General features: G+C 71.7%; 11 protein-coding genes and 1 pseudogene. 7 read left to right on the forward strand and 5 right to left on the reverse strand.

The annotated features are described in order from the left end of the window. Positions 1-1,175, reverse strand: a 1,175-nt coding sequence (locus AOK24_RS17560) for an MFS transporter (protein WP_055721019.1), incomplete at its 3' end; no start/stop codon positions are given. A gap of 107 nt (positions 1,176-1,282) precedes the next feature. On the opposite strand from AOK24_RS17560, the gene AOK24_RS17565 reads away from it, so the two are divergent. The 4 genes and pseudogenes from AOK24_RS17565 to AOK24_RS17580 all read left to right on the forward strand — a co-directional run bounded on the left by AOK24_RS17565 (position 1,283) and on the right by AOK24_RS17580 (position 4,929). Continuing rightward, positions 1,283-1,849, forward strand: coding sequence for a TetR/AcrR family transcriptional regulator (locus tag AOK24_RS17565; protein ID WP_055721020.1), 567 nt, complete (start codon positions 1,283-1,285; stop codon positions 1,847-1,849). Between the two features lie 206 nt (positions 1,850-2,055). Beyond that, positions 2,056-2,748: a glycoside hydrolase family 11 protein gene (locus AOK24_RS17570; protein WP_055721021.1), complete on the forward strand. Its 693-nt coding sequence runs from the start codon at positions 2,056-2,058 to the stop codon at positions 2,746-2,748. A 13-nt stretch (positions 2,749-2,761) separates the two neighbouring features. Continuing rightward, positions 2,762-3,421, forward strand: a pseudogene (locus AOK24_RS17575) (polysaccharide deacetylase family protein); the annotation flags it as partial. A gap of 272 nt (positions 3,422-3,693) precedes the next feature. Continuing rightward, complete coding sequence (locus AOK24_RS17580; protein ID WP_055721023.1) at positions 3,694-4,929, forward strand: AMP-binding protein; 1,236 nt, start codon at positions 3,694-3,696, stop codon at positions 4,927-4,929. A 358-nt stretch (positions 4,930-5,287) separates the two neighbouring features. Here the strand turns inward: AOK24_RS17580 and AOK24_RS17585 are convergent, their stop codons facing one another. Both AOK24_RS17585 and AOK24_RS17590 read right to left on the reverse strand, forming a co-directional pair. Beyond that, entirely contained in the window at positions 5,288-5,791 is a 504-nt protein-coding gene (locus AOK24_RS17585) for a PaaI family thioesterase (protein ID WP_010350078.1), read from the reverse strand. Between the two features lie 327 nt (positions 5,792-6,118). Beyond that, entirely contained in the window at positions 6,119-7,924 is a 1,806-nt protein-coding gene (locus AOK24_RS17590) for an acyl-CoA dehydrogenase family protein (RefSeq protein WP_055721025.1), read from the reverse strand. Between the two features lie 126 nt (positions 7,925-8,050). Here AOK24_RS17590 and AOK24_RS17595 point away from each other — a divergent pair, with 126 nt between their 5' ends. Further along, a complete protein-coding gene (locus tag AOK24_RS17595; RefSeq protein ID WP_055721026.1) occupies positions 8,051-8,680 on the forward strand; it encodes a hypothetical protein in 630 nt (209 codons plus the stop codon). A gap of 48 nt (positions 8,681-8,728) precedes the next feature. Here AOK24_RS17595 and AOK24_RS17600 read toward each other — a convergent pair whose 3' ends face one another. Together AOK24_RS17600 and AOK24_RS17605 are read right to left on the reverse strand one after the other, a co-directional pair. Beyond that, positions 8,729-9,490 carry a hypothetical protein gene (locus tag AOK24_RS17600; protein ID WP_055721027.1) on the reverse strand — a complete coding sequence of 254 codons (762 nt, stop codon included), beginning with the start codon at positions 9,488-9,490 and terminating at the stop codon, positions 8,729-8,731. Between the two features lie 45 nt (positions 9,491-9,535). Continuing rightward, positions 9,536-10,741 carry an MFS transporter gene (locus AOK24_RS17605; protein WP_055721028.1) on the reverse strand — a complete coding sequence of 402 codons (1,206 nt, stop codon included), beginning with the start codon at positions 10,739-10,741 and terminating at the stop codon, positions 9,536-9,538. A 179-nt stretch (positions 10,742-10,920) separates the two neighbouring features. Here AOK24_RS17605 and AOK24_RS17610 point away from each other — a divergent pair, with 179 nt between their 5' ends. Continuing rightward, positions 10,921-11,886 (forward strand): ArsR/SmtB family transcription factor, encoded by a 966-nt coding sequence (locus AOK24_RS17610; protein ID WP_055721029.1) that lies wholly within the window; start codon positions 10,921-10,923, stop codon positions 11,884-11,886. Positions 11,887-11,902: 16 nt separating this feature from the next. Then, the gene (locus AOK24_RS17615; protein ID WP_055721030.1) at positions 11,903-12,406 is read left to right on the forward strand and encodes a glutathione peroxidase; all 504 of its coding nucleotides are present in this window, start codon (positions 11,903-11,905) and stop codon (positions 12,404-12,406) included. Positions 12,407-12,482 lie beyond the last annotated feature (76 nt).

A 12,482-nucleotide genomic window follows, 5' to 3' on the forward strand; every position in this document is an offset into this window, starting at 1 on the left:
GCCTCCCGCCGCCCCCGCGTATCCACCGCCGGCGCGGCGAAGGCCGCGCAGGCTACGCAGGCCAGGACCACGAGCATCGCCGGCCGCAGGCCCACGTGTTCGCCGAGGAAGCCGAGGGTCGGTGGGCCGACGAGGAAGGCGAGGTAGCCGATGATCGCGACGAGGCTGACGCGGGCGGTCTCGTCGGGGCCGGATTCGCCGGCGGCGGAGAGGGCGAGGGGGAAGCCGAGGGAGGCGCCGAGTCCCCACAGGAGTACGGCCACTCCGGCGATCGCCGCGTTGTCGGCGACGATGACCAGGAGGAGGCCGAGGGCGCCGGAGAGGGCGCTGGCCCGGACGACGTTCACGCGGCCGTAGCGGTCGAGGAAGTACGCCCCGCTGAACCGGCCCAGCGTCATCGCGGCGGCGAACCCGGCGTACACGAGGGACCCGGCGGCCTCGTCCATGCCGTGGCCGTCGACCATGATCAGGGGCAGCCAGTCGTTGGCGGAGCCCTCGGCGAGGGCCATGGCGAGGACGATCGTGCCGATCAGGACGAGCTTGCGGTCCTTCCACACGGCGGTACGGGGGCGGTCGGTGTCGGCGGCGGGGGTCTCCTCAACTCGGCCCGTGCCGGCGGGAATCGCCGGGAACGCGTACACAAGGAGCCCTACGGCCAGGGCGGTTGCGCCGGCGAGATGCCATTGCACCGGTACGTCCAGGGCGGTTGCCGCGATGCCGGCGCCCGCGCCGAGCACCGTACCGAGGCTGAAGCAGCCGTGCAGGGTCGGCATGGTGGTGACGCCGGTGAGGCGTTCGACGTCGGTCGCGTCGATGTTCATGCCGACCTCGCCGCCGCCGATGCCGGAGCCGAAGAGGAAGAGGCCGGCCGTGACGAGGGGCGTGGACGACGCGAGGACGCCGGCGGCGACGGTCGCGAGGCCGGCGACCAGCACGGCCGTACCCCAGAGGATCACCGGGCGGGTGCCGAAGCGGGAGACGAGGCGGCCGGAGCAGAGGATGCCCAGCATCGAGCCGAGCGAGAGGCCGAAGAGGACGAGGCCCATCTCGCCCGTGGACACGCCGAGTTGATCGCGGATCGCGGGGGTGCGGGTCACCCACGACGACATCGAGGTCCCGGCGAGCAGGAAGAAGACGAACAGCGCGCGGCGGCGCTTGCGGACAGCCTGATCCATCAGAATGCCTCTCCGGGGTGTGGGGCCGGCTGCCGGTCGGGTTCCCTCACCCAGCGGCTTGGACAAATGTACAGGCCAGTTCACGGCGGCAGAAAGCGTTTCCCGACATGACCTCACCCGAGACCCCCTCCCGCCGCGACGTCATCCTCGCCGCCGCCCTGGACGTGGTCGCCGAGGAGGGCGCCATCCGCGTCACGTACCGCAGGATCGCCGCCGCCGCGGGCGTCCCGCTCGGGTCGGTGACGTACTACTTCGGCGATCTGAACCAGCTCCTCACGGAGGCGTTCACGCGGCTCGCCAGGACCGTATCGGCGCACTACCGCGCCCAGTTGGAGGCGGCGCGGACGCCGGAGGAGGCCCGCGACGCGGTCGTCGACATCATGAGCGGGACGCTGTGGACGAGCGACCGCGACCCGCTGCTGACGTTCGAGCTGTACGCGTTCGCGGCGCGCACGCCGGAGCTGCGGACGGTGCTGAACAGCTGGATGCGGGCGAGCCGGGACGCGCTGGCCCGGCACTTCGACCCGCTGACGGCCCGCGCGCTGGACGCGCTGATCGAGGGGTTCACGTTGCACAACTTCTTCGACGACACCCCGATCGGGCGGGCGGACATCGCGGAGATCGTCCAGGCGGTCCTGGAGCGCGGGCGGGGATTCCCCGAGGGTAAAAACTGACCGGAAGGCTGGCGAAACATTCGAGGTTCGCGGGCCGCAACCTGGGGCAAGTAACCGCATTGCCTCCGTGCTACGCGCGCTGATCAGGCATGACAGGTGCGAATGTTTCGAGCCGTCTACCGAAACTGTTGACAGTTGTCGGGGTCATACCAACACTGTCCCCCGTCAGGCACCCTTACCTCTGGAGGACCAGGAGGAAGCACGCCATGAACGCCGCACCCGCACGCAGCGGCCCTCTCAGCCGCTTCAGGCTCTTCGCAGCAACCGTTTGCACAACAGCTCTGGTCGCACTGGTCGCCCTCGTCATGCCGGGCACCGCGCACGCCGCGACGGTCGTCACCACCAACCAGACCGGCACCAACTCCGGGTACTACTACTCGTTCTGGACGGACTCGCAGGGCACCGTCTCGATGACCCTCAACAACGGCGGGAACTACAGCACTTCGTGGCGCAACACCGGCAACTTCGTGGCCGGCAAGGGCTGGAGCAACGGCAGCCGCAGGACCGTGAACTACTCCGGCAGCTTCAACCCGTCGGGGAACGCCTACCTCACGCTCTACGGCTGGACGGCGAACCCGCTCGTCGAGTACTACATCGTCGACAACTGGGGCACCTACCGCCCGACGGGCACCTACAAGGGCACCGTGAACAGCGACGGCGGCACCTACGACATCTACCAGACCACCCGCTACAACGCCCCGTCCGTGGAAGGCGTCAAGACCTTCAACCAGTACTGGAGCGTCCGGCAGCAGAAGCGCACCGGCGGGACCATCACGGCCGGAAACCACTTCGACGCGTGGGCGCGCGCCGGGATGCGGCTCGGGTCGTTCAACTACTACATGATCATGGCGACGGAGGGTTACCGGAGCAGCGGCAACTCCAACATCACGGTGAACTGAGGGAGTTGACGCAATGCGCTCGGCACGATCTCTCGCAGCCGTGACGGCGGTTGCCGCGCTGGCCGGGTTCGCGGTGAACGCCGCTCCCGCCCAGGCCGCCGCCTGCTCCGGGTACGTCGGTCTCACCTTCGACGACGGCCCCGGCGGGAACACGCAGGCGCTGCTGAACGCCCTGACCGCGAGCGGCCTTCGGGCCACGATGTTCAACACCGGCCAGAACGCGGCGAGTTACCCGGCGCTGGTGCGGGCTCAGGTGTCGGCGGGGATGTGGGTCGCCAACCACAGCTACACCCACCCCCACCTCACCCAACTCCCGCAGGCCCAGGTCGACTCGGAGCTGTCCCGCACACAGCAGGCCATCGCGAACGCGGGCGGCGGCACTCCCCGGCTGTTCCGGCCGCCGTACGGCGAGACCAACGCGACCGTGCAGGCGGTGGCGGCCAAGTACGGGCTGCGGCAGATCATCTGGGACGTCGACTCGCAGGACTGGAACAACGCGAGCACCGACGCGATCGTGGCCGCCGTCGGGCGGCTCACAGGCGGCCAGATCATCCTGATGCACGACTGGCCGGCCAACACGCGCGCCGCGATCCCCCGGATCGCGCAGAACCTCGCGTCGCGCGGCCTGTGTCCGGGGGCGATCTCGCCGTCGACCGGGCGCGCGGTGGCGCCGTAGCGGTCTCCCGGCGCGGCGGCTTCCGGCCGCCGCGCCGTCAGCCGTCCCCGGTACGGCGCTCACCGTCAGGGCCCGGCCCGGCAATCCAGCGGAAGGGTGAGGCGGGGGCATCTCCGGTGGCGGCCGGGGGACGGTTGCCACTTGAGCGCCTGCCGTACGCCTTCCGGGGGAGGGGTATGACGGGATAGGTGTGGCGGGGGACGTCCAGCGCCCCGAATCCGGCGCACGTCCAGTGCCCCGGGACCGGCGTGGCCAAAAGGAGTCGTGGGATGCCGCACAGACGCGTCGCTCCGGGGGAACGCCGAGGCCGCAGGGCGGGGGCGAGAGCGGGGGACCCGCTGGAGAACCGGATCGTCTGCGAGGGGTTCCGGGGCACCTGGTGGCGGCTGGACCCGCCCCCGCTGGAGCGGCGCACGGTCGTCCTCGCGGACGGCCAGCTCGACGCGCTGACGGCCGCCCGCGCCCATCTCGGCAACCCCGGCGAGCTGCTGGTCGTCGCGCGGGACCGGGTCGACGAGACGCTGTACAAGGAGTTGCGGCGGTTCTCCGAGGGGCGGCCCGCGCGGCCCGGCCGGATCTGGCTGACGACCAGCGGGAGCGCGGGCCGGCCCCGGCTGCTCGCGCACACGCTGTCCTCGCTGACGACGCTCGCCGCGCCCCCGGCGCCGCACCGCTGGCTGCTCCCCTACTCCCCCGGTACGTACGCCTGGTGGCAACTCGTCGCGCTCAGCCTCGCGTTCCCCGGTCAGGACCTCGTGACGGCGCCGGGTCCGCGCCCCGACCAGTGGCTGCCGGTGGCGCTCACGGAGGGCGTGGACGCGGTGTCGGCGACGCCCTCGTTCTGGCGGCTCGCGCTGGCCTCCGCCGATCCGGGGCTCGCGGAGTTCCGGCCCCGGCAGATCACGCTGGGCGGCGAGCCGGTGGACCAGCCGCTCCTCGACCGGCTGCGGGGCGTGTTCCCCGCCGCGCGGATCACCTGGATCTACGCCTCCACCGAGGCGGGCACCTGCGTCGTCGTGCACGACGGGAAGGCCGGGTTCCCCGTCGAGTGGCTGGAGCGCACGGACAGTACGAAGCCCGGACTGCGCGTGCGGGACGGGCAGTTGTACGTCCGTCCCGTGCACGGCGCGGACGGGGTGCCGGAGTGGATCGCGACCAGTGACCGGGCCGAATTCGTGGGCGGGCGTGTGGTGTTGAGCGGGCGACTCGGCCAGGACCAGCTGACCGTAGGGGGGTTGAGGCTGTCCGCCGGACAGGTGCGGGACGTGCTGCTCGCCCACCCGGACGTGCACTGGGCGCGGGTGTTCGCGCGGACCGCGCCGTTCGTCGGCTCGGTGGTGGCGGCGGAGGTCGTATCGGACGCGTCCGAAGGGGAGTTGGTGTCCTGGTGCACGAACCGGCTGCCCGGCCATGCCGTACCGCGCTTCTTCACCGCGCTCGACACCGTGCCGCTGACGACGACGCTGAAGAGCCATCTCGACAAGGCCGCGCGCAGGAGCGGCTGAGGCGGGGTGGAGCGGGGCGGGGCCTTCCGCCGAACGTTGGAAATTTCGTCCGCACCCGTGCCCCCCGAGTTGGAGCAACTGCCTACCGCCATATGGGCAGTCGTGGCGTCCGGGCACTCGGTGACATTCCACCGGAAGGACCGCGCCCAAATCGGTGTGCACGCAGTGCCGTTGGCGTGGCTCGTGTCGTTGATTCGCGTAACGAGCGCTATTTTCGCCGGAGATGAGGGTGGCCGCGGGGATGGGTGCGGGCATGCGAAAGCCGCAGGACGCCGGGTGGCGTTCCTGCGGCTTCGGGAGGCTACGAGAACGTGTCAGGGGGTACTGCGGAGGGACAGGTACGACGGAGGGACGGGTACTACGCCATCAGGTCCTTCGTGAGGAACAGGGCCGTGGAGTGGGCCAGGAGCGTGCCGTCGGGGGTGGTGACGTCGGCGTGGGCGAGGATGCGCGGGCCCTGGGTCTGGGTCGCCCTGCCCACGCAGGTGATGCGGAAGCTGCCCGCCGGCACCGGCTGGAGCAGGTTCATGCTGAAGTTGCCGGTCACGGCCTTGGTGCCGCGCCGCACGGTCGACAGCGCGGCCAGCGCGCACGCCGTGTCGCACAGGGTCGCGGTGAACCCGCCGTGCGTGAAGCCGGGCCAGCTGCTGTGGCCGTCCGTCGGGGTGGCACTCAGGATCACCCGGCCGCGCTCGGCCATCTGGACCCGGACACCGAGCCCGTCACTGAACGGGAAGAACCCGGTGCCGTGCGCCGCGGACTCCTGGATCGCCTTCAGACCGCTCATACGACGGAGGCGCCGAACGAACGGGCTGTCCGACGCGAGGACGGGGGAGAGGGGCGCGAGTGTGGCGGTAGTCATCGGGAAAACTCCGAGGTCGTAGGGGTGCTGGAAGGCACCCATGCAACAACCCGCGCCGACCTAATCCAAGGGCCGGGTATCCATCTCGGGTGCACGGGGGCGCGCGGGAACGGCGCGCGAGGCAAGTCGGATCATCGGTCTAAGCGCCCCGTGCGCTCGCTGGTTCGGCCGCGGCCTCGCGCACCCTTCTCCCGGGCCCGGCGGCACGCTTCGTACTCGTCGGTATGGTTCGTGCCGTCGGCATGCCCACCGCGGGCCCTGCCGAACCGCGCTTCCCGGTGTCACTGAGTGCCTGGCACGCACTGCCACGCCGGCGCTCCCCCGCCCTCACTCCCCGGCGGGGTCCAGCGCCCGCGCGTAGTGCGAGACGAACCCCTCCGGCGCCTCGAACGGCGTGCCCAGCAGCCCCGTCGGCAGCTCGAACGCCTCCGTGAGCGTGCGCAGGTGGGGCGCGAGGCGGTCGTGGAGGCGGTCCGCCATCGCCGGGAGGGGTTCGGTCAGGGCCGGGAAGGGGCCGTCGGGGAGCAAGTCGGCGCCGTGGGACTGGCATTGACGGACCGCGAAGAGGGCCAGCAGGTCGTGCAGGACGCGCCGGGTCGCGGCGGAGACGCCGTCCGTGCGGCGGGCGAGCGCCTCGGCCGCCCGGTACGCCGCGTGCGCCTCCGCCGCCGCGAGCGCCGCGTGCGAGGTGCGGTCCCAGCGGACCTGGGCGTCGCCGCCGGACGTCGCGTGCAGGCGCCGGGCCCTGCGGTGGAGGTACTCCTCACGTACGGCCAGCCAGCTGAGCCACAGGTCGGGGGTGTCCGCGCCGCAGGGCTGGGCGGGGTCCCAGCGGGTCGTACCCTTCTCCTCCGGGAGAGCCAGCCGACGGTACGCCGCGTGCAGGGCGCCCACGTGGCTGTCGCCGTCGGCCGTGGTCACCGCGTCCCGCAGCGCGCGGTACTCGACGATCCGGTTGTGCGCGAACGCGCCCTGCGCGCCCAGGCGTTCGCGGGCCTCGTCGCAGGCGCGGGCGGCGACGGTCGTCACGAAGTACTTCGTGAGAGCTATCTCGTCCGTCACCCCTGAGGCGTACTCGTCGGGGATACCGGCGAACGCGCACGACGCCTCGCGGACGGCGAGCGTCGCGACGTACGTCTCCGCCAGCGCGTCCAGCAGGCGGCCGTGGTGGGAGCGGACGTGCGCGAGGGGGATACGGCCGCCCGCCTTGCTCTCGATCTCGCGCTGCGCGGCGTGGCGTACGGCGATGGAGAGGGCGGCCCGCGCCGCCGCTGCCGCCATCGCCGCGGCGGCGATACGGCCCGTGCGGACTCTGCTGATCGCGCGCCAGGTGCGGCTGTTGTCGGGGAGCGGTTCGACGAGTTCGCCCTCGGGCGTGACGTGCGTGCCCTCCGGCGAGAGGAGGCAGTCCAGGCCGACGCGGACGCCGTCGAAGCGGGTCAGCGCGTTGTCGATGCCGAGGACGGGTCTGTCGGGGAGGCGGCGGATCGTGACGCCGGGCATGACCGTGCCGTCGGGGGCGGTGAGGTGGACCAGGAAGGCGTACGGTCCCCGGTCCTCGCCCCAGAGCCTGAGGCGGGCCAGGACGACGCCGAAGCGGGACACTCCGGCGAGCGGGGGCGGGGCGGTGCTGGACATGAACTTGACCGCCGTCGAGGACGGCGTGCTCAGCACGAACTCCCGTGTGTCCGAGTCGAATTCGGCGATCGTCTCGACGTTGCCGAGGTCGCTGCCGTGGCCCAGTTCGGTGACGACGTACGAGCCGACCGCGCGGCCCTCCAGCATGCGGCGGCGGGTGCGCTCGGGTTCGCCGGACAGCGGCGAGTACTCGGTCAACGTGCCCAGCGCCAGGTTCACTTGGACGCTCAGCAGCAGCGCCAGGTGCGGATCGACCGTCGTCGCCCACTCGGTCAGGTTGACCAGCTCGCGGACGTCGAAGGCCGCTTCCATGGGCCGCAGCTTCGGCAGCAGGCGCAGGTACCGCTCGTACGCGCGCCGCCCCGGGTCCGTCGGCCGCGCCCGCCAGTCCTGTGCGAACAGGGGCTGGGTGAAGAGCTCTCGGTGGTGGCGGTACGCCTCCTCCTGCCGGTCGGCGGACAGCATGACTGCGATCTCGTCGGACATCGCGTTCATGGGCTCATGGTCAGGGCGGGTGCCGGGTGCGTCAAGTGCCCGTGGAACGGCCGATGTTGCCGGTGAGGAGCGTTTCGCTGGTCGCGCGCCCCCCGGGTGGGCATGTATCCCCGGCATAATCCAGCCATGTTCACCGAGCGGTCCCTGGCGGCCGATGTCCTCGCCGTCGGGTCGCCGTACCCCCTCGCCCTGACGGGGGGCTGCGCGCTGCGTGCGCACGGGGTGGTGGGCTGGTCGCGCGGGGTCGGGACGGCCACCGAGCATCCGTCGCGGCTGGAGTGGATCGCCTCCCAAGTAGCGCTGGGACTGGCCGAGTTGGGATGGGACGCCCAAGTCGCCGAGAAAGGACCCCTGTTCGCCCGCCTCACGGTCGCGGACACCTCCGTCTCCCTCTGCAAGGAGGTCCTCCACCGCCCTCCCGTCGAGACCCCCTCCGGTCTCGCCCTCTCCCTCCCCGACGCCATGGGCGTGAAGGTGCGCGACTTCGTCCACCGCGGCTACGCCCGCGACCTCGTCCGCGTCGCCGCCGGAGCGGAGTTCTGGAGCTGGCCCGAACTGGAGGAACTCGGCCGCCGCCACAGCCGCGACGGCCTCGAACTCGCCGACCTCCAGGGCAGGTTGGTCCGCACGGAATGGCTCGACGACACGGAGTTCACAGCCTGCCCGGACGTCGACCGCCTTCGACGCTGGGCCCAACTGTGGGCCGACGACATCGGGGAACGGCTGCTGGAGGGGGGTGTGCCGGAGGAACGGTGAGTGAGCCGCCTGTTCTGCGTTACCGGCCGCCCCTTTCACCAGCCTTCATCACGCCCCGGTCGGCCTCCGTGCCGCCGTGTCCAGTTCCCTCAGGCCCTTGAGGTCGATGCGTTGGGGTTCGCCGCCGACGACTTCCACCGAGAAGGCCGCCTCGAAGGGGGAACCGCTGGAGACCAGGGGGTGGTTGAGGAAGTCGGGGTCGGAGAGGAGGCGGGCGGCGGCGCTGGTGCCGAAGCCGAAGCTGCCGGCGAGGATGACGATGTGGTGGTCCGGCTGGAAGGGGTTGGGGGCGCGGACCAAGATGCCCAGGTCTACCGCCAGTTGGTTGTCGGGGGTGATGGCGGGCGAGAGGATCTCGCCGGTGCGTGCGTCGGTGATTCGCGCGTCGTGTTCTTCGGCGGGGCCGAACGTGTAGGTGAGCGGCAGGCGTTGGACGACCTCGGCGGTGACGCGGTTGGAGTGGGGGCCGCCGACGAGGATGAGGTTGGCCCGGCGTTCGAGGCCCGTGAGGTGGTGGCTCGGGGTGAGGGGGAGGTGTTTCACGCCGGTGCGCTGGAGTTGTTGCCGTAGTTCGTTGATGGCCAGGACGTCCCCCACTCCGACGAGGCCCGAGCGCTCCCAGATGTAGTGCTCCTCCTGGATGAAGATCGACGTCACCATCTTCAGGTCCTGCGCGGTGAACGGCTTCCAGAACCCCCGGGTGTCCCGGAAACGCCACAGGTCACGGACCCTGCCGAACGACCAGCCCGCCGCGAACGCGAGCGACGCGGAGGAGAGGTTCACCAGGAGGTCTTGCAGCGCGCCGCTCATCCAGGAGACTCCGTTCGTTCGGCGTGGGCTCCTGGTTTCTCCCCCTTACCGCCGGATTCGACGCCCGTTGTCGGCCAGGTGGAGAGCAAGCGTGACGGTCACCGAGACCGCCGCCATCACCGCCATCGCCCGGGCGGGACCGGCGAGTTGGGCCAGGGAGCCCGCTGCCGCCGCCGAGAGCCCTTGGAGGGCGAGCATCCCCGAGGAGTGCAACCCGAGGGCGTGGCCGCTGAGTTGAGGTGGCGTCAGGTCCATCAGCCGTTGCTGCTGCGCCAGACTCGCGCCGAAGCCGATCGACGCGAGCGCCGCCGCCCCAGCGGTGACCGGAAGCGGAGGATGGAACGCGAACACGGCGTACGGCGCCGCCAGGAGCAGCAGGAGCGGGGTCACCGCCCTGCGCCGGACGGCGGGTCGCAGGACCCGGCCGACGGTCACGTCACCGATCAGCATGCCCAGTGCCGCGCACGCGAACAGGGTGCCCGCCGCGCCGGGGTCGTAGGAGACGAAGAGCGATTCGCAGCCCACGACAAGGCCGTTGGGGATCCACAGGCCGAGGTAGGTGAGGCGGCGGGGCCGGGAGGACCACAGCTCGGCGTTCGTGCGCCAGGTCTCCGCCGGGGTGGGGCGGCCGGTGGTGCGGGGCGGGCGTTCGGCGAGGGCCGCGCGGGTGATCGCGGCGGAGGTGACGTACAACAGGGCGGCCAGCGCGAGGACTTGGGGCGGGCTGACGATCGTGAGGAGCAGGCCGGCGGTCGCGTAACCCCCGATCTGCATCAGGCCGTTCATCATGTTGAACAGGGAACGGCCGGTCAGGTACGCCCCGTTGGGGAGGATCTCGTTCAGCAGGCCCCAGCGGACCCCGCCGCCCAGCGCCGAGACCAGGCCCTGGAGGAGCAGCACCGTGAACACGGCACCCAGCGGGAGGCCGGGGACCGCGACCACGGCCGTCGTCGTCGCGAACGCCAGGGAGAGCGCCGCGAGCGTGGCGCGGGGGCGCAGCCGGTCGGCTCCCGAGAGGAGGAAGGTCGCGCCGAGGACCTGCGCCAGCGACGGGCCGAACATGCTCAGCGCGGAGAGGAGGGGGGAGTCCGTCTCCCGGTAGACGTGCGTGCCGAGGGCCAGACCGGCCAGGGTCTGGGCGGCGACGTGGGTCGCGGAGGAGAGGAAGAGGGGGGTGAATTCGGGGATCGCGAAGAGGGATCTGTACGGGGTGGTGGAAGGGGCAGCGGTCGTGGTGGGTGCGCCGGTCATGGACGGAGTCTTGGGGCGGCCGGGGCGGGGTGGTTAATGTTTCGCGGGTACGCGAAAGGTCGTGCGGGCCCTCGCGGAGAATCCCGCGCAAGCCCTCGCCGAGAATCCTCGCGCGAGCCCACGCGGAGAATCCTCGCGCGAGCACTCGCGGAGAATCCCGCCCGGCAAGGAGGTCGTTCGTGGGCTTGTGGCAGGTCAACGCCGACACGCTCGCCCGGAGCCGGTTCGTGCTGTCCCCCCTCGCCGAGACCTTCGCCGCGCTGAAGCTGCTGCACGCCGGGGTGGGCCGGCATCCCGGGGAGGGCCGGTGGCTCGCCGCGCACCTGCCCGCGTACCGCGCCCGCCTCGCCGCCGACCCCGTCACCGCGCTGCTCGTGAAGGCGGGGCTCGGCCGGGACTGGATCGCCGACTTCCTGACGCCTCCACCCCGGGGTGGAGAGGACTTCGCCACCGAGGTACTACGGGTACGGTCCGCCGGGGTCGCCGAGTCCCACGCCCACCTGCGGATGGCCCTCGCCGGGGAGCTGCCCGAGGTACTAGTGCGGGACGACCTGCCCGACCGCGCCGCCGACCTCATGGAGTGGGTGTGGGAGGAGGCCGTCCACCTCTACTGGGAGCGCAGGCGGCACGTCCTCGAAGCGGACATCGCCGTACGGCTGGACCAGGTGAGCCGGGGCGGCTGGGCGGCCGTGCTCGACTCCCTGCGGCCGGGGACCCGCTGGCTCGGCGAGAGCACGTTCCAGGTGAACCGGCACGAGTATCCGCCCCGCGAGATCTCGGGCGCCGAACTGGTCCTCGTCCCCGTGACGCCGCAGACGGGGTGGGTCGCGTGGGAGGAGTCCTTGCGGTACGCGGTCGTCTACCCCTGCGTCGGCGTGCTCACGGAGGAGCGCGGGGCGGGAAGGGCCGGGGCGCTGGACGCGTTGCTGGGGACCGGGCGGGCCCGGGTCCTGGTGCTGCTGGGGCAGCCCATGAGCACGACCCAGCTCGTCGCCGTCACCGGGCAGGGGCTGGGCTCGGTCGGCCGGCATCTGCGGGTGCTGTGGGACGCGGGGCTGGTGGAGCGGCGGCGGGTGGGCAGGTCGGTGCTGTACGTGCGGACGGAGGTCGGGGACGCGGTCGTGGCGGGGGCACCGAGGCCGTAGACGTAGCATCCGAAGCATGACCAACAACGCCACCTCCCCCCTCCAGGTAGAGATCGACTCCCTCAAGGGCGGCTCCGCCGACCTCTCCCAGTACGCCGGTCAGGTCGTCCTCGTCGTGAACGTCGCCTCCAAGTGCGGGCTCACCCCGCAGTACTCGGGTCTTGAGAAGCTCCAGGAGCAGTACGCGGCGCAGGGCTTCACCGTGCTCGGCGTCCCCTGCAACCAGTTCATGGGCCAGGAGCCCGGCAGCTCCGAGGAGATCGCGGAGTTCTGCTCCGCGACGTACGGCGTGACGTTCCCGATGACCGAGAAGGTCGAGGTCAACGGGGAGAGCCGGCACGCGCTGTACGAGCGGCTCGTCGGGTTCGCCGACGCGGAGGGCCACACCGGCGACATCCGCTGGAACTTCGAGAAGTTCCTCATCGGCCGGGACGGCTCCGTCGTCGCCCGCTTCTCCCCGCAGACCGAGCCGGAGTCGACGGACGTCGTCACGGCGGTCGAGGCACAGCTCGCGGGCTGAGGCGGACCGCGCGTCCCTCTCCAGTACCCCGGTATGACATACCCGGGTATGCCATACCCCCCTACCCCCGTACCCC

The organism is Streptomyces niveiscabiei (assembly GCF_001419795.1).
GTDB classification, from domain to species: domain Bacteria; phylum Actinomycetota; class Actinomycetes; order Streptomycetales; family Streptomycetaceae; genus Streptomyces; species Streptomyces niveiscabiei.

Excerpts from the sequence above, each read along its gene's own strand:
- AOK24_RS17565 (WP_055721020.1), top strand. The coding sequence starts at position 1,283 with ATGACCTCACCCGAGACCCCCTCCCGCCGCGACGTCATCCTCGCCGCC.
- AOK24_RS17570 (WP_055721021.1), top strand. The coding sequence starts at position 2,056 with ATGAACGCCGCACCCGCACGCAGCGGCCCTCTCAGCCGCTTCAGGCTC.
- AOK24_RS17580 (WP_055721023.1), top strand. The coding sequence starts at position 3,694 with ATGCCGCACAGACGCGTCGCTCCGGGGGAACGCCGAGGCCGCAGGGCG.
- AOK24_RS17585 (WP_010350078.1), bottom strand. The coding sequence starts at position 5,791 with ATGACTACCGCCACACTCGCGCCCCTCTCCCCCGTCCTCGCGTCGGAC.
- AOK24_RS17590 (WP_055721025.1), bottom strand. The coding sequence starts at position 7,924 with ATGAACGCGATGTCCGACGAGATCGCAGTCATGCTGTCCGCCGACCGG.
- AOK24_RS17595 (WP_055721026.1), top strand. The coding sequence starts at position 8,051 with ATGTTCACCGAGCGGTCCCTGGCGGCCGATGTCCTCGCCGTCGGGTCG.
- AOK24_RS17600 (WP_055721027.1), bottom strand. The coding sequence starts at position 9,490 with ATGAGCGGCGCGCTGCAAGACCTCCTGGTGAACCTCTCCTCCGCGTCG.
- AOK24_RS17605 (WP_055721028.1), bottom strand. The coding sequence starts at position 10,741 with ATGACCGGCGCACCCACCACGACCGCTGCCCCTTCCACCACCCCGTAC.
- AOK24_RS17615 (WP_055721030.1), top strand. The coding sequence starts at position 11,903 with ATGACCAACAACGCCACCTCCCCCCTCCAGGTAGAGATCGACTCCCTC.